The 19,764-nt window shown below is 35.2% G+C and carries 15 protein-coding genes, 1 tRNA gene and 3 pseudogenes; 16 read left to right on the top strand and 3 right to left on the bottom strand.

All coding sequences use genetic code 11. The features are described 5' to 3' along the window. Nucleotides 1-6 precede the first annotated feature (6 nt). The gene (locus tag QHG57_RS03295; protein ID WP_330168694.1) at nt 7-243 is read right to left on the bottom strand and encodes a DUF2093 domain-containing protein; all 237 of its coding nucleotides are present in this window, start codon (nt 241-243) and stop codon (nt 7-9) included. Between the two features lie 107 nt (nt 244-350). Further along, on the bottom strand, nt 351-2,189 hold the full coding sequence (mutL, locus tag QHG57_RS03300; protein ID WP_330169454.1) for a DNA mismatch repair endonuclease MutL: 1,839 nt from the start codon (nt 2,187-2,189) through the stop codon (nt 351-353). 282 nt (nt 2,190-2,471) lie between these two features. Here mutL and QHG57_RS03305 point away from each other — a divergent pair, with 282 nt between their 5' ends. The 10 genes and pseudogenes from QHG57_RS03305 to QHG57_RS03350 all read left to right on the top strand — a co-directional run bounded on the left by QHG57_RS03305 (nt 2,472) and on the right by QHG57_RS03350 (nt 13,441). Next, nucleotides 2,472-3,560 (top strand): 2'-deoxycytidine 5'-triphosphate deaminase, encoded by a 1,089-nt coding sequence (locus QHG57_RS03305; RefSeq protein WP_330168696.1) that lies wholly within the window; start codon nt 2,472-2,474, stop codon nt 3,558-3,560. 1,145 nt (nt 3,561-4,705) lie between these two features. Continuing rightward, on the top strand, nt 4,706-5,854 hold the full coding sequence (lldD, locus tag QHG57_RS03310) for an FMN-dependent L-lactate dehydrogenase LldD (RefSeq protein WP_330168697.1): 1,149 nt from the start codon (nt 4,706-4,708) through the stop codon (nt 5,852-5,854). Nucleotides 5,855-7,764: 1,910 nt separating this feature from the next. Continuing rightward, nucleotides 7,765-7,929, top strand: coding sequence for a hypothetical protein (locus tag QHG57_RS03315; protein WP_330169455.1), 165 nt, complete (start codon nt 7,765-7,767; stop codon nt 7,927-7,929). Nucleotides 7,930-8,526: 597 nt separating this feature from the next. Next, nucleotides 8,527-9,666, top strand: coding sequence for a tyrosine-type recombinase/integrase (locus QHG57_RS03320; RefSeq protein WP_419196694.1), 1,140 nt, complete (start codon nt 8,527-8,529; stop codon nt 9,664-9,666). Between the two features lie 262 nt (nt 9,667-9,928). Beyond that, nucleotides 9,929-10,457: pseudogene (locus QHG57_RS03325) on the top strand (antA/AntB antirepressor family protein). 157 nt (nt 10,458-10,614) lie between these two features. Beyond that, on the top strand, nt 10,615-11,184 hold the full coding sequence (locus QHG57_RS03330) for an LbetaH domain-containing protein (RefSeq protein ID WP_330169456.1): 570 nt from the start codon (nt 10,615-10,617) through the stop codon (nt 11,182-11,184). Nucleotides 11,185-11,257: 73 nt separating this feature from the next. Beyond that, entirely contained in the window at nt 11,258-11,887 is a 630-nt protein-coding gene (locus tag QHG57_RS03335) for an ERF family protein (protein ID WP_330169457.1), read from the top strand. A 70-nt stretch (nt 11,888-11,957) separates the two neighbouring features. After that, nucleotides 11,958-12,549, top strand: a pseudogene (locus QHG57_RS03340) (lambda exonuclease family protein). 102 nt (nt 12,550-12,651) lie between these two features. Then, on the top strand, nt 12,652-13,140 hold the full coding sequence (locus tag QHG57_RS03345) for a DUF488 domain-containing protein (RefSeq protein ID WP_330169458.1): 489 nt from the start codon (nt 12,652-12,654) through the stop codon (nt 13,138-13,140). Between the two features lie 95 nt (nt 13,141-13,235). Continuing rightward, nucleotides 13,236-13,441, top strand: a pseudogene (locus QHG57_RS03350) (helix-turn-helix transcriptional regulator). A 99-nt stretch (nt 13,442-13,540) separates the two neighbouring features. On the opposite strand, the gene QHG57_RS03355 reads toward QHG57_RS03350, so the two are convergent. Beyond that, nucleotides 13,541-13,616, bottom strand: a tRNA-Thr gene (locus QHG57_RS03355). Between the two features lie 491 nt (nt 13,617-14,107). On the opposite strand from QHG57_RS03355, the gene QHG57_RS03360 reads away from it, so the two are divergent. The 6 genes from QHG57_RS03360 (at nt 14,108) to QHG57_RS03390 (ending at nt 19,536) form a co-directional block, all read left to right on the top strand. Beyond that, nucleotides 14,108-14,167: a hypothetical protein gene (locus QHG57_RS03360; RefSeq protein WP_330169572.1), complete on the top strand. Its 60-nt coding sequence runs from the start codon at nt 14,108-14,110 to the stop codon at nt 14,165-14,167. Between the two features lie 1,177 nt (nt 14,168-15,344). Then, the gene (locus QHG57_RS03370) at nt 15,345-16,772 is read left to right on the top strand and encodes an amino acid permease (protein WP_330168800.1); all 1,428 of its coding nucleotides are present in this window, start codon (nt 15,345-15,347) and stop codon (nt 16,770-16,772) included. A 40-nt stretch (nt 16,773-16,812) separates the two neighbouring features. Next, the gene (locus tag QHG57_RS03375; protein WP_330168703.1) at nt 16,813-17,493 is read left to right on the top strand and encodes an energy-coupling factor ABC transporter ATP-binding protein; all 681 of its coding nucleotides are present in this window, start codon (nt 16,813-16,815) and stop codon (nt 17,491-17,493) included. Further along, complete coding sequence (locus tag QHG57_RS03380) at nt 17,490-18,128, top strand: energy-coupling factor transporter transmembrane component T family protein (protein ID WP_330168704.1); 639 nt, start codon at nt 17,490-17,492, stop codon at nt 18,126-18,128. Before QHG57_RS03375 ends, QHG57_RS03380 begins: the two co-directional genes overlap by 4 nt. Nucleotides 18,129-18,143: 15 nt before the next feature. After that, nucleotides 18,144-18,713, top strand: a complete 570-nt coding sequence (locus QHG57_RS03385) for a biotin transporter BioY (protein ID WP_330168705.1) — start codon at nt 18,144-18,146, stop codon at nt 18,711-18,713. 256 nt (nt 18,714-18,969) lie between these two features. Continuing rightward, nucleotides 18,970-19,536 carry a biotin transporter BioY gene (locus tag QHG57_RS03390; RefSeq protein ID WP_330169459.1) on the top strand — a complete coding sequence of 189 codons (567 nt, stop codon included), beginning with the start codon at nt 18,970-18,972 and terminating at the stop codon, nt 19,534-19,536. The last annotated feature ends 228 nt before the right edge of the window (nt 19,537-19,764 follow it).

Here is a 19,764-nt window from a genome sequence, read left to right on the forward strand (position 1 = left end):
GAGGGTTTATTTTTCTTTTGTTTTTAACAATTGCTTGAGATATGGGTTGCATTCAAGTTCGCGCTGATAGGAGATTTCACAACTGGCATATGCTTCTTGGCGGAGATGATTCCAATATTTTAAATCATCTATAGGAATTTTTTGTCCGCTAACAGCACAAATGGTGTAGGTCCCATATTCTATAATATCATATCCATTATTAGAATAATGAATTTTTGCTTCGCGTTGACGGTCGGAAAACATTGTAATTCCTTTTACTAATACAAGAGATTCAAGAAAAGTGCCATAAGATATATTATAAAGTCGAGAGTAAATTAAAAAATATTTTTCTTGTCAAAATGATTAAGAGTTTATTTTCTGCCAAAAAGCCGTTCTATATCTGCCAATTTGAGTTCAATATAAGTAGGGCGTCCATGATTACATGTACTTGTATTAGGTGTTGCCTCTATTTGTCGTAATAGTGTGTTCATTTCTTCGGGGCGTAAAAGGCGCCCTGACCGTATTGAACCGTGACAAGCCATAGTTGCTGCAACATAATCAAGCATCGCTTTTAAATTGTTTGTTGTATCATACTCAGCGGCCTCATCTGCGAGATCTTTAATAAGGGCTTGTACATTGATCTCTCCTAACATGGAAGGTGTTTCACGCACAACGATTGCTCCGGGTCCAAATGGCTCTATTCCTAATCCAAATTTTTGCAAAGCAGCTTTGTGCGTTAAAAGGCATGTTGCATCCTCTTCAGAGAGTTCTACAATTTCAGGAATAAGTAATAACTGTGAAGGAAGCGGTTTGGAATAAAGTGCATTTTTGAGTGCTTCATAAACCAATCGTTCGTGAGCTGCATGCTGATCGACAATGATCAAACTATCTTGAGTTTGGGCGATAATATAGTTTTTATGGATTTGTGCTTTAGCTGCTCCTAATGGGTAAGATAACTCTTCTGATGAAGGTGTCGTGCTTGGAATGTATGCATCCCCACTTGGTATATTTAAGCCCTCCATAATAGGAGTAGCATCTTCTTTTAAACCAAAAGAGCTGGTAATATCCAACGGTTTGTGAATCATTGAAGCGGCGGCAAAATGATGAGGCTGTGGGCTATAAGAAGAGGACTGGTGCGTGTTCTTAAAATTACCTAATGGTTGTTGTATTTGAAATGCAGCTAGCGTTGCTTCAGAACGGGTTGAAGTAGGGCGAATACCAGATTGCTGCAATGCTTCACGAATAGCTCCAACGATCAAACTACGAATTAACCCTGGATCACGGAATCGCACATCAGCTTTAGCTGGATGTACATTAACATCTACCTCAGCAGGTGGGAGATCAATAAAAAGAATAGCGACAGGATAACGATCTCGTGTTATGACATCAGCATAAGCGCCTCGGATAGCTCCCCATAGAAATTTATCACGCACGGGACGCCCATTAACATAAGCAAATTGATGAAGGCTGTTATTTCGGTTGAAAGATGGCAAACAGGCAAAACCCGTTAAGCGTACTGCTTCGCGTTCAGCATTCAGTGCGATGCTATTAGGCGCGAATTCTTTTCCCATAATTTGCGTAATACGTTGTAATTGTCCTTGAATATTATTTTCTGTAGCAGGTAGTTCCATAGATGTTCTGTCGAGTCCTGAAAGAGAAAAGCGGATATGTGGAAATGCGATAGCAATTCGCTTAATCATATCGCTAATAGCATTTGTTTCAGCTCGATCAGTTTTCATAAATTTTAATCGTGCCGGTGTGACAAAGAAAAGATCACGAACTTCAACAATTGTTCCAAGATTTGCAGCAGCTGGTTTGGGTCCTACAATTTTTCCTGCAGTAACGGAAATTTCAGCAGCGTTCTCAGCACTTTTTGTTCGTGAAATGAGTTTAAGTTTAGCAACAGAACCAATAGAGGGGAGGGCTTCTCCTCTAAACCCAAGGAAGCAGATATTGTGTACGTCATCGGTAATCTTTGAGGTACAATGGCGAGAAATTGCTAAAGTTAATTGATCTGCAGGAATTCCATAACCATTATCACTCACCTTTATAAAATTTTTTCCACCATTTGCTATAATAATTTCGATGCGTGTTGCACCAGCATCAATAGCGTTTTCAACAAGTTCTTTGACAACATTTGCAGGTCGTTCAATAACTTCACCAGCGGCGATTTGATTAATAATATTTTCGCTAAGATGGCGTATAATCATAATAAATTCTAACAGGAATCTTAAGGCTTTTTATAGAAAATTATGATAACATTATTTGCGCGACATTCAAGAATAAGAGAGTATGGAAGGCATTATTTTTACAATACCTCCTATTTTATTTTAAAAAGAAGAAAAGAGTTCCTCACCATTCGAAGTATTTTATTTTATGTTAACAAATCGGTTGGAAAAAACAGAAAAAATAGTTTTTATTACCTTAAAATAGCTTGCACCAATTTATCATCTAGGTCAAAAAAGAAACAATGAGAAAAGGGAAGGCAATATATGACGCGTATAAGCGGTATTTTAGCAGATAGTGATATACAAGCTTTGATTGAGAATAATTTTCTCAAGGCTCAATATCCGTTTGATAGATCTCAAATACAACCAGCAAGCCTTGATCTTCGTTTAGGGGAGAAAGCTTATCGTATACGTGCTTCTTTTATGCCGGGACCTGATACAAAAGTTTTGGATAAGCTTGAACGGTTAAAGTTGCATGAGTTTGATTTACGAGACGGGGCCGTTTTGGAAACGGGGTGTGTTTATATTGTTCCTCTTTTGGAAAGTTTGGCTTTACCAGAGTTTTTATCTGCTGTTGCCAATCCCAAAAGTTCAACAGGCAGATTAGATATTTTTACACGTGTCATTACGGATAATGCTCAGGAGTTTGATAAAATTTGTGCTGGTTATCATGGTCCACTTTATTTGGAAATTAGTCCACGTACATTTCCAATTTTGGTGCATAAAGGCTCACATTTATCACAGCTTCGGTTTAGAAAAGGGCAAAGTTATTTAAATGAAATTGAGTTGCACACTTTGCAAAAGCAAGAAATACTGATATCGGAGAATCTTCCTAATATTAGCGTTGGTGGTATTGGTCTTTCCATTAATTTAAAGGGAGACGAAAACGGGCTTATAGGTTATCGTGGTAAACATCATACAAGTGTTATTGATATTGATAAACGTGCTGTTGCCCACGTTTTAGATTTTTGGGAACCTCTTTTTGATCGTGGTCAAAGGGAGTTGGTTCTTGATCCTGATGAATTTTACATTTTAGTTTCACGAGAGTCTGTTCATGTGCCTCCACTTTATGCCGCAGAAATGACTCCTTTTGATCCTTTAGTGGGTGAGTTTAGGGTGCATTATGCAGGCTTTTTTGATCCAGGATTTGGGCATAAGGAGGCGGGTGGAAAAGGGGCAAGAGCGGTTTTAGAAGTGCGGAGCCATGAAGTTCCTTTTATCTTAGAGCATGGTCAAATGATTGGCCGTTTGGTCTATGAGCATATGCTGAATCGGCCTTCAACCCTTTATGGGCATGATGTTGGATCACATTATCAAGCACAGGGGTTAAAGTTGTCCAAGCATTTTAAATGAGTTGGAAACTACGAATTTTGATAACATGTATACAGAAAGTGTATTTTGGATAAAAGAAAATTTTTTTCTTCGCAAAACCAGCGCCATTCATTCTATTTTTAGTTTCCAAAGTTATTGCATCCCTTGCATTTGAGAAGATATGAGAGGCATTTTTACTTATTTTTTCAAGAGGTTGTATCTCTACGAACTCCGTTTATAATGTGCAAAAGAATAGTTTTGATTATTTCATCATGAAAGAATTTTACTATATTCACTATGTTATTCATATTTATTATTATAATAAATCAATAAGGTACTAAAATTCAATATAACAGTAGTGTATTCGCTTTTCAAAGTAAATATGCGAGATTAGATGCTGCTTATTGACTCCATTTTTCTAGGGCTCAAATGACCAGTATATTTTATTTCGTATAAAAATTATCCTTAAGGGCCAATAAATAAGTTTTGCACTACAGTTTAGTAACAATTTTTTCAATAAACATTGTTCTAATTTTAGTAACTCATTTATAGCCTCAAGATATAATATTGCTTGAAAATTATTCAATTAAATATGGAGAGCTTCTATTAGTATGAACATTAAAAGTTTTTTATGCTTTATGTGAATTAGGCACTGTATATTTTTATAAACTTTCATGAATAAGTAACAGGTCTCAGTTTTGAATATTGATATAAGAAGATTTCTGGATGTATGCGACAGCTTTATTTCCAGTATTAATAAAGGATTTTTTCATCTTTTGGGGAAGATTATGGTTTATACTTAATGACTATAGGCTCTATATTCTTATAACCGATACTGTAAGGACCTTTGGAGGGAGAAAAGACTTTAAATCATAACTAATTAAGCTGCGGAGCAATCGCTTTCAAAGAGGTATTCATTTAAAGAGAGTATAATATTTCAATTGCACATGAACAATATATGAGTAAATACGTTATGAATGATACCCCATACTGTGAGATTTTAAATTTGGACAAGAAAAATAAAGACATTGTTTTTATCAATTAGTTTTTTTAGAAAATTGCAATCTCTGTTGCTTCTATCTATTCAATAGAGCGTTTTGGGAGAATATAGAATAGGTAGTACACGGATTTGCCTTTATGCGTTTTAGGATGTCTTCTCTTTTCATTTAGGAACAATGGTGCCATCAATGATTATTTCTTCAACACTTGATTATCGTAAGGCAGCAAAGCGTCGTCTTCCTCCCTTTCTTTTTCATTATATTGATGGTGGGGCTTATGCTGAAGAAACGATGCGACATAATTGTACAGATCTTCAAGCACTTGCACTGCGTCAAAGGATTCTAAGGCAAGTTGGTGAAGTTGATCTTTCAATCAAGCTTTTTGATCAGACACTTGATTTACCGATTGTACTTGCACCTGTTGGGCTAACGGGCATGTATGCACGTCGTGGAGAGGTAAAAGCAGCGCGTGCCGCAGCGGCAAAAGGGATTCCTTTTACTTTATCCTCTGTTTCAGTTTGTCCCATTGCGGAAGTTCAAGAAGCGGTTGGAGGTGCATTTTGGTTTCAACTTTATGTTCTCAAAGATCGCGGTTTCATGCGTGATGTACTAGAACGGGCTTGGTTAGCTGGTGTACGCACGTTGGTGTTTACAGTTGATATGTCAGTTCCTGGTGCACGTTATCGTGATGCGCATTCAGGGATGTCTGGTCCTTATGCTGGATTACGTCGTTTTTTACAAGCTTTTACTCATCCATATTGGGCTTGGAACGTTGGTGTTATGGGGCGTCCCCATGATCTTGGAAATGTCTCCACTTATCTCAAAAAGAAAATTGCGTTGGATGATTACGTTGGTTGGCTTGGAACAAATTTTGATCCATCAATTGGTTGGCATGATCTACAATGGATTCGCAATTTTTGGAAAGGAAAAATGATTTTGAAAGGTATTCTTGATCCAGAAGATGCACGAGAAGCAGTAAAATTTGGTGCGGATGGTATTGTTGTTTCTAATCACGGCGGACGTCAGCTTGATGGTGTATTATCAACAACACGAGCGTTGCCTGCAATTGTGGATGCTGTAAAGGATCATTTGACTATTTTAGTGGACTCAGGTGTTCGTTCTGGTCTTGATGTTGTACGCATGATAGCACAAGGTGCGGATGCTGTTATGATTGGCCGTGCTTTTGTTTATGCGCTTGCAGCAGCAGGTAAGAAAGGTGTTATGCACCTCCTTGATCTTTTTGCCAATGAAATGCGGGTAGCTATGACACTGACCGGTACTCAGACAATTAAAGATATTACACGAAAAAGTTTAGTAAATATAGATGTTTTTAAGTAATGAAAGCAATATGTTATACTGCTTTTAGAAGAAGAAAGTCTTTTTATAGAGGAGCATAATTATATATTTTACAAATATATTGACAATTAAAGTTAAATAGAAAATATCAAAAAGCTCCTCTATAAAATCACAGAAAATACTCAATAACTACAATAATATTAAAGAAAAAATCTTAATAATAAATACAAAAAACACTAATAACATTGTATACATCTTTTATTTACTTTTAAAAGCTCATTCTATGGATAAAAAGGAACAAGCGCTGATATTAAAGGTAAAACAACTGTTGATATAGAAAAAATAATATAAATAATGCTGTGAGCATTTTAACCTCCAATGTATAAAAATTAAAATACAATATGTTAATTACACATTTCCCACATTAGCATAAAATATAAATTTATAAACTTCATTTAGTTTTATTTTAATATGGAATAATATTAATTATGACATATAAATAAAATCATTAAAAATGTCAATACGTATTTATTACAATATATAATTATAATAAAAACTAATCATAATAAGTAATATTTCTATAATCTATATATTATTTATATTAAGTTTATTGAATAATATATTATATGGATATGATGTTGTTTTTTATGGAGTACGTTTTTAAGCAATGAAAAAACCATACTATCTTTAAAAAAGCTCGTTTACTGAGAGCGAGACTGCGTGAATTAATGTGTTTTTCTTTCTTATTTTCTTGCATCCTCAATGATTTATGATGTTTTTGAACTGACAGGCATGTTAGGAAACAGTTGAATATTTTTTGTATAGCATGTCATTGCTAACACTATTTATGCTTTCTCGATTGATTTCATAATTTGTTAAACATCCAGTTTGTTTTTATTACAGATGGGGTCATCTGATATTCCTAATGATACAAATTGGCATAGAATGTTTTGTTCCATAAGCAATTTAACAATTGCATCTCCAAGCTTCTCCATTGATACTATGCTCTTCACAGACAACAACAGATTGGTTAGATTGGCATAACTCTAGCACAGATATATTATCTAAAGGTCGAATTGTTGGCATACTTGTAAGCGTTGGGTAACTTCATGTTTTTTGAAGCTCTTCAGCAGCATCAAGACAAATCTGAATAGTTTCTTTAATAGCAAGTAAGAGAACATCTTTTCCCTTTTATAAAAGAAGTTTTGCTGATATCAATTTTTGAAGCATTTTTATGAATATTCATAACAGCGCGCTTTCCTAAACATATATAAACGGGTATAGGATTACTCAGAGTAGAAAGAATTACAGTTTCCACTTGATCGAATTACTCTCATAAGTGATTGGATAATATTCACTTTATCGCTGAATAAAAAAGAAAAGTTTTTCTCTCTTTAAATAGAGGATGGGTTGTCATTTAGCCAATGGGAATAGTTTGCGAGCAATTTGTTCGATGCAAGACAACTTAACATTGCAGTCATTTTTATCACTTGAAGCTGTGAAAAGAAGGCTAAGATAGATGAAAGGATGTAAAAAATAATAGATACATTTTAGGATAAAAAATTATAATTCTGCTAATTCCACACCAGTTGCTGCTGATATTGGTGACAAAAGGAATTTGACCAAAAAATTATCAAAATTATTGAGAACATTTTTCATAGTATGCACACTGAACCTTTTGTCGGCATGGGTGGGATTTTCTTTGAGCAGAAATTGATTCTATTCGCTGAAATCAGCAATAATCTCTCAGGGAAGTCGTAAACTTTTTGGAGATGTTGCAACGCCACTATCGTCCTTTTATGAAAAATATTAGCGTTTCAGATGAGCAGCCGTGAAGAGTTTCAACGTTTAATACAGCAAAATCCAGAAACTCTCATGGATTTAGAATGGGCTTCAAGATTTTTATATTTACAGCGATTAAGTTTAGAGAGAAGATAATCGTACGGTGAGAGTTGAAAGCCTTCGTAGCGCGTGGGCTTAAAGCTTTCCAATTTGAAGGTGTGCTAAAACTTATTTGCCGCTGTTTAGCAGGTGTTAGCATTGAACATTTAAACTGGTCTGATTTTATTGTGCGTTATGATTGTCTAAAAACCTTGTTTTATCGTTCACCACTTTAATTGTGGTTCTGAAGGTTATTACAGAAAGGATTTTTATAAACGGGAAGATTATCAGCCGATGTCTAAGCTGCTTGCATAAATAAAAGGGAGGTTTCTTTTGTTTTTAAACAATATGCTAGAAAATTCAAAAAAACTCCAGTTAATTTCATAAAAGAGGTTATACCATCTTATACAGATGGCCCTTCAAATAACACAATTGCTGGTAAGAAATGGGGCATCACCAATTTTGATTTCTAAAAAAGAAACAATACGCATTAAAGAGTCTTTAACTTTGCAGACTTTTTGAGAATCCTTTCAGAATCTTTTGAAAAAAGTGAACTGATAGAAGATTTTCTATCAAAATAGAGAAATTTTTCTAGCAAGTTACGAATAAATCTAAAAATATATATTAAATATAAACAACAGTGCGATATGCGGGCAGACTGCGCTTTAGAAACAAGAATCAATTTGTATCAAGATGTGCAAGAGCATATTGATGTCTATAATCTTTTATGTTCCAATAAAAGAATTAAGAATTAAAGAAAAAATCTCAAATCAGAAATTAAAGGTGGTCTAAAAGGTGGACGAGAGGGGTGTTAAGAGAGGGCGATTCATCGGTTGTCAGCATCATTCGTAAAGAGGTCTCCGCAGGGTAAATATTGTGACGGGGCAGGGCTAGGGTTAAATGTTCGAAAAGACAATACACGCTCTTGGTTTTTTCGCTATACGCACCACAATAAGCGCCGTGAAATGGGGCTTGGTTCTGTTACGAAACTCTCTTTAAAAGAAGCGCGCGAGCTTGCAAGATATTATAGTGATATTCTTAAAGAAGGCAATGACCCTATTGTCTTTCGAGAACAGACCGTCTTAAAACAGCAAAGCAATATGTTTAAAGAAATTGCGCAGGCAGCTTTTGAAAGTAAAAAAGCAGAGTTGAAAAACGAAGGTAAAAACGGTCGCTGGTTTTCTCCACTAGAATTGCACGTTATTCCACACATAGGTAATTTACCTATAGAAAAATTAACAGCCAATATCATTCGCAATGTTCTCGCATCCCTTTGGCATGAAAAAGCAGACACAGCGCGAAAAGCACTTAACCGTATCAATATTTGTTTGAAATATGCAGCGGCTCTTGGTTTAGATGTTGATCTACAGGCTTGTATGAAGGCACGCGTGCTTTTAGGAAAACCACGTGCGACATCAACAAGTATTCCTGCTATGCCATGGCAAGAAGTGCCGGTTTTTTATCAGAGCTTGGATGATAAGATCCTTTCCAATTTAGCACTAAAGCTCCTTATTTTGACGGGAGCACGATCATATCCATTGCGATATTTGCGTCTTGAACAAATAGATAAAAATATATGGACGATACCAAAAGAAAATATGAAGGGTATTGTGGGAAAAGTTTCAGATTTTCGCGTGCCATTAAGTCATGAAGCTTTAAAAGTGATTGAAAAGTCTCTTCCCTTTGAAAAAAATGGTTTTTTATTTGCTGGTCTTAGAGGCAACCCCATTTCTGATGCAAGCATGGCAAAATATATGACAGTTTGTGGTTTGACTTATCGTCCCCATGGTTTTCGTTCAAGCTTACGGGATTGGATATCAGAGACAACGTCAACACCGTTTGAGATTGCCGAAACTGTTCTTGCGCATTCAGTTAGGAGTTCAGTGACAAAAGCTTATATGCGAACGGATTTTTTAGAACAGCGATATGTTCTCTTGGAACAGTGGGCTGCATTTATATCAGGAGAGGCTTGATAATATGTCTATTGTCGAGTCAGGTGCCTGAAAAACGCCTTAGATCGATAGCGGATAGATTGCCGACACAATCTCTTCTCCGCACATTAAAGACTTTGACTCATTATATGTTACACGCATATAATGGCTTTGTCGGGTGTAGTTATGCTATACAATACTCTTATGGGGAAAGCATAACGACGGACTATCGACCGTGTTTTTCAGAACCCGGCACTCTTTTATTGAGTGTCAGTGAAAAACATCTAATCGATAGGAGTTCATCATGAACACTCTTATAAAAATATCAGAACAAGTCATTGATCAGGAAACAGTCCAAACCGTTAATGCACGCGAATTGCATGCATTTTTGGCAAGCAAACAAGATTTCTCTACTTGGATAAAAAACGTATCATTGCTTACTCTTTTCTTGAAAGGCAAGATTTTATCCGCCTCCACAAAAAAATGGAAGCGAACAATGCTATAGCAGTAGAATATTATCTCACCCTAGATATGGCAAAAGAACTTTCCATGGTGGAGCGTAATAAAAAAGGGCGTCAAGCTCGTCGTTACTTTATTGAATGTGAGAAGAAACTAAGAAATCAATCTGTTGATTATGATCATGATACACGCTTTGATTTGCCAAGCTATTGGGAAGGTATGAACGCGCTGGTGAAAAAGTTTTGTATCTTTTAGGTCCAATTCATATGCGTCTTATTGATGCCTTCAGAGTAGATGAAGAGAACAGAAAATATAAAGCCTTAATTAAAGAAGCAAAGCAGGTTCTAGCAAGATCTGTTGTAAAAGCTGCCTAGTTAAAAAATTGATTTCATTTCCTCGTCTTTTCAGACGGGGAGGTGGTCAATATCACGCAGTCTCTAAAAACAAGATTGTAACAACCAAACAACCATTTTTCAAAACAAGCGTGATTCACGCCACGGGTGAATTGCGTACAACTGAAAGAAATAAACCATGGAAAAGAAATACGAACTGACTGATGAAATAAAAGAATTTTATGATGCAAGAGCCGATAAAAGTAAAAAACTTTATCGCATACGTGCATTAAGAGATTTTAGAAATATTAAAAAAGGTTACTTAGGCGGCTATATACAAAAAGAAGACAACCTATCGCATGAAGGCGATTGTTGGGTTTGGCATGATGCCGCGGTTTGTGATAACGCTAAGGTTTTTGGTAATGCACAGATATTCGAAAAATCAATAATTAGAGATAATGCCAAGGTTTATGATAATGCCAAGGTTTGTGGTGATGCTGGTGTTGAATACAATGCGCAAATTTACGGCAATGCACAAATTTATGGTGAGGCTCGAGTTTTGGGCCATGTTTATGGCAATGCCCGTGTCTATGGAGATGCTTATATAAGTGATAAAGCGCACATTTCCGGAAATATGAAAATTCTAGATGGAGTATATATTTTCGATAATGTAAATATTTCTGGTAATCTTGAAATTCGTGGACGCAATTCAATCATCTACGAAAGTGACTATTCAACAATCTACCCAAGCTACATAAGCCGTTTCTAACCACACAAACAACTTTTAAACACAAGCGTGATTCACGCCACGGGTGAATTGCGCTCCAATGGAGGAAATCAAGATGAGTGAACAAAACACTAACCTAACAGAAGTTGAAGAAACACATCACTTAGCCGTCGAACAAACTGCTATGGAACGCATTTTAAACAGAGCCTTAGAAAATGATATCGATATGGACCGTCTCGAGCGTCTCATTGCCTTACGAGAAAAAGAAATAGAACGACAAAACTACGAAAGATTTGTCACTGATCTTTCGAATATGCAAATAGAATATCAAAAAATACAAAAAAACTCTAAAAACACCCATACAAACAGCCAATATGCACCCCTTGACCAGTACATTGATGCTGTAAAGAAGCCTCTTGCAAAACACCGTTTTGCTTTGTTTTCTCGTATCAAAGAACAGAGTTCAGACAATATAATTATAGAAATGACTTTGACGCATCCGTCTGGGAATAAAATCTCAACAGAAGGAAAGTTTCCTTATGACACTAAAGGATGCAAATCAAATATACAATCGGTTGGTTCTGCAATCACATACGCACGCAGATATCTGTTAGGCATGCTTCTTAATCGCTTAATAATGAATGAGATCAGAGAATTAATGGAACAGACACAGTCTGAAGAAAGCAAACTTCTCTCTTTCATAGGAGTAAAAAAATTCACAGATATGTCTTATAAACAAGCCTAAACCGCTTTGTTTTCTTTGAAAAAAAGCAACGCTCGCAAATAAATAAAGAACAACAAACGGCGGGTGTGAGATGGAGCAACGAACAGCAGAATGGTTTCAAGCGCGGCTAGGAAAAGTCACGGCATCTAATGTTTACAACGTACTCAGTAAGACAGCAAAAGGTTTGCCTACAAGCAAATATGAAGATTACAAAATGAAACTCATGACAGAGCGCTTAACAGGGGAAATAAGCCAATCTTATACAACACCTGCTATGCAATGGGGCATTGAACATGAAGAGAATGCTTTGAAAGAATATGAATTCATTTATGACACAGAAGTCACAAGATGCGGGTTTATCCCACACCCCAAAATGGCAATGGCTGGTGCAAGTCCTGATGGGTTCATTGGAGAGGACGGTTTAATCGAAGTCAAATGTCCACAATCAACAACCCATCTTCGTTTTTTTATGTATGACGAAATCAAGCCTGAATATCTCGCGCAGATGCAATTCCAAATGGGCATGTACAGGACGAAAGTGGTGTCATTTCATGAGCTATAATCCGAACTTTGTAGGCAAATCTACTGGTTTGAGAATGAAAATCAAACGCATCAACCGTGATGAGAAACACATTGAAGAGATCAATAAAGCGGTCGAAATCTTTTTAGGGGAAATAGAATAAGAGATGCAAAAGATTTTGACAAAAGCCGCTTAAACCTATGGGGGTGCTCTCTCCTTCTCCTCTTTCCTAAGCACCCCCACCCATTTACTAAGGAAATTAAACGTGTGTAACATCAAACATATTATCATACAGCCTGCTAAAGATGAGGAATTTTGTTTTTTTACCATTGGCTATGAAGGGAAGTCCCTTGAGAATTATCTTAAGAGTCTCATAGAAAACAATATCAAAACTTTATGTGATGTTCGTAAAAATCCAATAAGTAGAAAACATGGATTTTCGAAAAGACAATTAGAGAAAGCTGTAAGCAATATTGATATTGAATATATGCATATGCCTGAACTTGGAATTGCTTCTGAAAAACGAAGAAATTTGAAAACACAACAAGATTATGACCGCCTTTTTGAAGATTATCAAGATACAACTCTCAAGAATAATTCTTGTGCAATAAACAAATTATATCAAATATTTTTAAACAAAAAGCGCGTTGCAATCACCTGTTTTGAAGCCAATGTATGCATGTGCCATAGAGGACAACTCGCATTAGCTCTTACTCAATTGCCTGATTGGAAATATGAAATTGAACACATCTAAAAAATAAACTTGCATATTTTTAAAAGTTGGAGTGCTTCACATGCCTTCCAGCCCCCCACCCATTTAATTAACATAAAAAAGAGAAAGGTAATGAGATGATATTTGATGATATGGAGATAGATATGTAACGACACGTGAGTGTGCACAGCTTTTTAGTGTATCGACAACCACGATTCGCAATTGGGTGCTTCAAGGGGTTGTTTCCGGAGCCATATAAGCTAGGGAGAGCAGTGAGATGGAGAAAAAAGAGATCTTAGCCTTCACTCCAAAGAAAAATAAGGAGCAAATAAGAACAAATTAGGTAGAATTATATAAACTGTAGAAGGTGGTCTAAAAGGTGGTCTGAAAATGGCTATTTAAAGAAAAAGATTATATATTTCAATATATTAAACACAAAAAGTGGTGCCGCATGCCGGATTCGAACCAGCGACCCCATCATTACGAATGATGTGCTCTACCAACTGAGCTAATGCGGCATAGGTTTTTAAGTCAATGAGACAAAACTGATTTGAGGGTAATAGCTAAAAGTATGTATAAAAGCAAGTATGCATTTTTTTCAATAATTTATAAGTATGATAATAATTTGAAGGAGAAGTATGTAAAAGTCAGAGGACAGTATTCTTTGATCTTAATGCTATAAAATGCTTTCTAATTTACGATAACACTCAAATCAAGAAACTGAGAACGTAGATCTTTAGGATGGAAAACGGTTTTAAGATAACTTAGTAAAGATAAAAACATTTTCTGATTCTTAAGAAAGGACGAGATTTGTTGAATAAGTGATTAGAAAAATAAAAATCATTATAAACCTTTATAATATAAAAATAAGATAAGTAGAGTTAGTTGAAAAGTTACTTCTCATTTTTATGGGAAGAAAAAGGGGAAGGATTAATAAAATTAATCACGTTTTTTTATTTGAGATGGAGTAGGAATTATGTCGGGTGAAGATCGGCTGATGGAACTAGAAATGAAGCTATCTTACCAAGAAAAATTCATTGAGGAGCTTTCTCGAGTGGTAACTAATTAATGGAAAAGTTTGGATGAGATATCTAAAAAAGTTGATATTTTAGCGAGACGATTTTCAGATTTAAAAGAACAGAGTGCTACTGAAGCTGTTATTTTACCATTTTCTCAATAGGGAGAAGGTACTTAAAAATTTTTCTAGTGATAGTCTCTTGGATTTTTTTAGATGTGATAGGGTGATATTACAATGGGGGAAAGATGCAAAATCTTCTTTATTGTAATTGCAATTATTTACAGATTGCTTTTTATTTAACGCATTATGTTAGGCAAGTAGAATAATTTTTATAATCTTCTTTATTAATTTCAAGAAGTTTTAATCTTATAAGGAGCGTTGATATTAGAAGACGTTTTTGTATGTGATTTCTAGTACTAAAATTAAGAAAGGTTTTTGTAGAGTATAAAGCAGAATCCATAGAAAACTCAATGTGTTAATTTTTTCTGTGCAAAGTTTTCTTATAGGCGAGAGTTAGATTCATTCGCTATTTTTTTGAATTGATGCAAATGAAGTGATGTTATCGTTATCTATAAAAATCATAAGTGAGTGTATATATTTATAATAAAGCGTTTTAATCCGTTCTGATGATCAAATGATTTTCAGTTGTTTTAATAGGATAAAGGACTCTAAGCGACATCGGTTGTGTATAGTACAGAGAGTTCTAGAAGTTTTTTCAAGATTAAATGTATTCTTTGCTTTGTTATATGTATATGATACTTTTTTAAAAGGCTTTTGTTTTTCGTAATTTAAAATACAAAATACTATTGCTAAAGCACCAAAGATAAACCATGCTGGTAAATAAGTGAGAGTAATACAAATCGAGGACAGAAAATCAGGCATTACCTTGCATAGAGATTGATTAAGGTGATAGACATCTGTTTGCAGAAGGTTTATTAAAATTTTATTAAAAGGGGTTATTGTCCAATGTGCTGTGATTACAGAGTGTGCGTTATCAATAACCAATGCTATAGTGGTTAGTGTAACGAAAATGAAGGACATTAATTTAAATAAAGGGCGGAGCATATTTTTTCTTAAAACTTCAACGGGACATGTGTATAATGCACAAAAAAATAAGGAGTTGCATTATGATAAGAAAATAAGTTTACGTTTGTTTTGTGTTTTTTGAAAAAGGTGCCTAATTTTCGATAAAAGTTGAGGTTAAGTTCAACAAAAGTAGTGAGGCATGATGTTTGAAAAAAAGCACGATGAATTAAAGCGTAACCTTCAAAATCGCCATATTCAAATGATTGCTTTGGGTGGTGTTATTGGGACAGGACTTTTTTATGGGTCAACCGAGGCAATTCAGTTAGCTGGTCCCTCAGTTGTTTTATCTTATCTTGTCGGCGGGCTTATTATGTATTTCATTATGCGAATGCTTGGTGAAATGTCAGTAGAAGAACCGTCTTCAGGAGCATTTAGTTTTTTTGCTTATAAATATTGGGGGAGATTAGCTGGTTTCATAACAGGTTGGAATTATTGGTTTCTTTATATTCTTGTGAGCATGGCTGAACTTACAGTGATAGGGTTTTATCTTGATCATTGGATTTTGATTGATCATTGGAAAGCATCTTTCATTGTTCTTTTATTTGTTACATTCGTTAACTTGTTTAATGTTCGTTTTTATGGAGAATTTGAATTTGCTTGTGCTTTGATCAAAGTGGCTGCTGTTATTGGTATGATTATTTTGGGAATTTTTCTCATTGTCACTGGACTAGGGGAAAATCAAGCGAATATTAACTATCTTTGGGACCATGGCGGTTTTTTTCCTTATGGAGCAGCAGGGGTTGTTTTAGCGACTTCTGTAGCAATGTTTTCTTTTGGAGGAACAGAGCTTATTGGTATTGCTGCTGGAGAGGCATCTAATCCACAAAAAACAATTCCAGCGGCTATCCATCAAGTTATGTGGAGGATTATAATTTTTTATATTGGTTCTATTAGCGTTATTATGATAATCAGCCCTTGGAATATGATTGGAAAAAATGGTAGTCCATTTGTTACAATTTTCGAGACTATAGGAATTCCTGCTGCTGGTCATATTTTGAATTTTGTGGTGATTATGGCTGCTATTTCTGTTTACAATAGTGGCATTTATTCTAATGGCCGTATGCTTTATAGTTTAGCTGTACAAAAAAATGCACCACATATTTTTAGTAAACTGAGTGCTGCGCGTGTTCCTTATATTGCTATCCTTTTTTCATCATTCTGTACGGTGTTGATTATCGTTGTTAATGCTCTTGTTCCTGATAATAGTTTCATGCGGATCATGGCTCTTGCAACTGCAGCAGCAGTGATTACTTGGGCCATTATTGTTATTGTTCATTTGAAGTTTCGCAATGCGCATAAGAACAGAAAAGGCGACTTTACTTATGGGTTTGGTTTATATCCTTACGCTAACTATCTTTGCCTCTGCTTTCTTGCTTTATTATTTTGCATCATGTTTATCAGTGGTTTTGGGCAAAATGGATTGATGACTCGGCTTTTTGATATAATAGGAATAAGCGTGCCTTTTCTTGAAACATATATTCCTGTACAGATGCCTGATATGAGTTTAGCAGTCATTATTATTCCTCTATGGTTCTTGTTATTACTTTTAGGTTATAAACTGAAAAGATAGAGAAAGAAGAGCTAATAAAAGAGATTGATTGGAATAGATCTTGGGGACTATAAAGTTTGATGAGGTAACACAAGTTTTTGGTGATTTGTGTGTTTTAAGAAATATTACTGTACAGCTTACCGAAAAACGAATTGCTGTTATAGGTGCGAATGGTTCTGGAAAAAGTACATTTGTTCGTCTTATTAACGGACTCCAATTACCATCTCATGGTTTTGTAAGCGTTGATGGGCTTGATACCAAACGCGATGCAAAAGCAGTAAAGCGTAAAGTTGGATTTGTTTTTCAGAATCCCGATAATCAGATTGTTTTACCATTAGTTGAAGAGGACTTATCCTTTGGTCTCAAAAATTTAAAGCTTAATAAAGATGAAATTGAGAAGCGTGTAGATGAAATTTTACAGCGCTATGAACTTCAAGATTTCAGAAATCACGCTGTCCACTTATTAAGTGGTGGGCAAAAACAACTCGTTGCTATTTCTGGTGTAGTTGCAATGAAACCAGACTACATTATTTTTGATGAGCCGACGACATTACTTGATTTGCGAAATAAGCATCGCGTTACGCAAGTGATAGAAGAATTACCACAAACGGCAATAGTTGTATCGCATGATTTGGAGTTTTTGAAAAAGTTTGATAGAGTGCTGGTTTTTGATAAGGGGGAGATAGCAATTGATGATGTACCTTTTGTTGCTATCAAGGAGTATATAAGAAGAATGTCATGATCGGTTTATATATTCCAAGGGATACATTTATTCATAGGTTAAGTCCTGGAGTTAAGTTATTATTTCTTACGGCGTGTGGAACTTTTATAATAATGGCTTCTTCCATAGCGCTTCTTGCGTTATTTTTGTTGTTGGTCATCTTATTCTATAGAGTCGCCAAGGTTCCTTTCAAAACTGCGATAAAGCAATTTAAATCGATGGGATTGCTTTTAGTTCTTCTATTTGTATTTCAAGCTATTTTTAGCGGTTGGCTTACGGGGGTTGAGGTTATATTACGTCTTGTTATCCTCTTTTCTTTATCATCACTTATTTCATTCACAACAAAAGTTTCAGATATGGTGGATGCAATTGAAGTCGGTCTTCAGCCTTTTTGTTGTTTTGGTATAAATCCATCAAAAGTGAGTATGGTTATCTCTATGGCGATCAGGTTTATTCCTCTTTTGAGTGAAAAGTTTAATGAGGTACATGAAGCACAGCAAGCACGGGGACTTAATACTAACATTGTCGCTCTTGCGATACCTTTAATTATACGAACCATAAGAATGGCTTCAGAAGTGGCTGAAGCATTGGAAGCGCGTTCTTATGATGCTGATACTATTGATGCAGCATCTCATAATAATCAAAATTTTTTATAGTGAAAGAAGAATCAAATGAATACAAAAGATTTGGTTTATATTGCTTTATTTGCCGCTATTTATGCTATTTTGGGACTTTTCCCTTCTATTTATCTTCCTTTTCTTCTAGGGGTACCTATTACAGCTCAATCGATGGGACCGATGCTAGCAGGGTCTATACTTGGGGCAAAAAGGGGTGCTTTAGCGTCACTTCTTTTTCTTGTTCTTGTTGCGATTGGATTACCTCTGTTGCCTGGTGGTCGTGGTGGAATCAGTGTCTTTTCAGGGATTGCAAGTGGTTATTTAATAGGTTTTCCATTTGCCGCATTTTTTATTGGCTTTATGGTAGAATTGTTTTGGCAGCGGTTAAATTTTATAATATTATTTGTGATAAATACTGTAGGTGGCATTGGGATAGTTTATTCTTTTGGTGTTCCATGGACAGCGTATATGACCAAAGTTTCTTTACTGAAGGTTTTAATGGCTTCATCAGGTTTTTTGATAGGCGATTGTTTAAAAGTGTTGATTGCATCCTTTGTTGCTCTCGCGATTAAAAGATCTGTTCCTCTCATTCATTCAAAGCATAATAAGAATAAGCTAAAATAAATGTATTATTTTGTTATGCTGTTATTATATAATATTCATATATCACAATAAGCTTATTGAATTTCACTATAGTAAGTTATGCTATAATTAAACATTGGAAAATCTAATATGATTTATATAAGTGATATTATTAAAATAAATTATTATAGTATTTTTCTCTATATCTAAGGAATTAAAAGTGTACTTTTATAAATCTAATACTTTTTATTAATTATACAACAATAACGAAAGCTTTTTATAGTGAAGGAATAATTCAGTGAATACAAAAGATTTAGTTTATATTGCGTTATTTGCCGCTATTTACGCTGTTTTGAGTCTTTTTCCTCCTATTTATCTTCCTTTTTTGCTGGGTGTCCCTATTACAGCTCAGTCTATGGCTCCGATGTTAGCAGGCTCTATACTTGGAGCGAAAAGGGGAGCTTTAGCATCACTTCTTTTCCTTGTTCTTATTGCGATTGGGTTACCTCTATTGCCTGGTGGTCGTGGTGGAATCAGTGTCTTTTCAGGAGTTACGAGTGGTTATCTGATTAGTTTTCCCTTTGCTGCATTTTTTATTGGCTTTATGGTAGAATTGTTTTGGCAGCGGTTAAATTTTATAATATTATTTGTGATAAATACTGTAGGTGGCATTGGGATAGTTTATTCTTTTGGTGTTCCATGGACAGCGTATATGACCAAAGTTTCTTTACTGAAGGTTTTAATGGCTTCATCAGGTTTTTTGATAGGCGATTGTTTAAAAGTGTTGATTGCATCCTTTGTTGCTCTCGCGATTAAAAGATCTGTTCCTCTCATTCATTCGGAAAAAGGGAGAGTTCTGTACTGAAGAACAGTTTTTGCCAAATGTATGTGGATTAAAAAGCACCACGGAATACCATTCTGTTTTGTTTACTTTTCATTGGTATTTTATCTGTACAGCTCTCAGAGTTAGCCATACGAAAATTGAATATTTCGGCACTAAAATTCATTTTTTTGCTTTCAGGAGCAACCCCTAAATAGCCAATTAATATCATTTATTCAAAATGCTTGTAAGTTTTATTTGATTTGCATATTA

Source organism: Bartonella grahamii subsp. shimonis (assembly GCF_036327415.1).
Classification (GTDB): Bacteria; Pseudomonadota; Alphaproteobacteria; order Rhizobiales; family Rhizobiaceae; genus Bartonella; species Bartonella shimonis.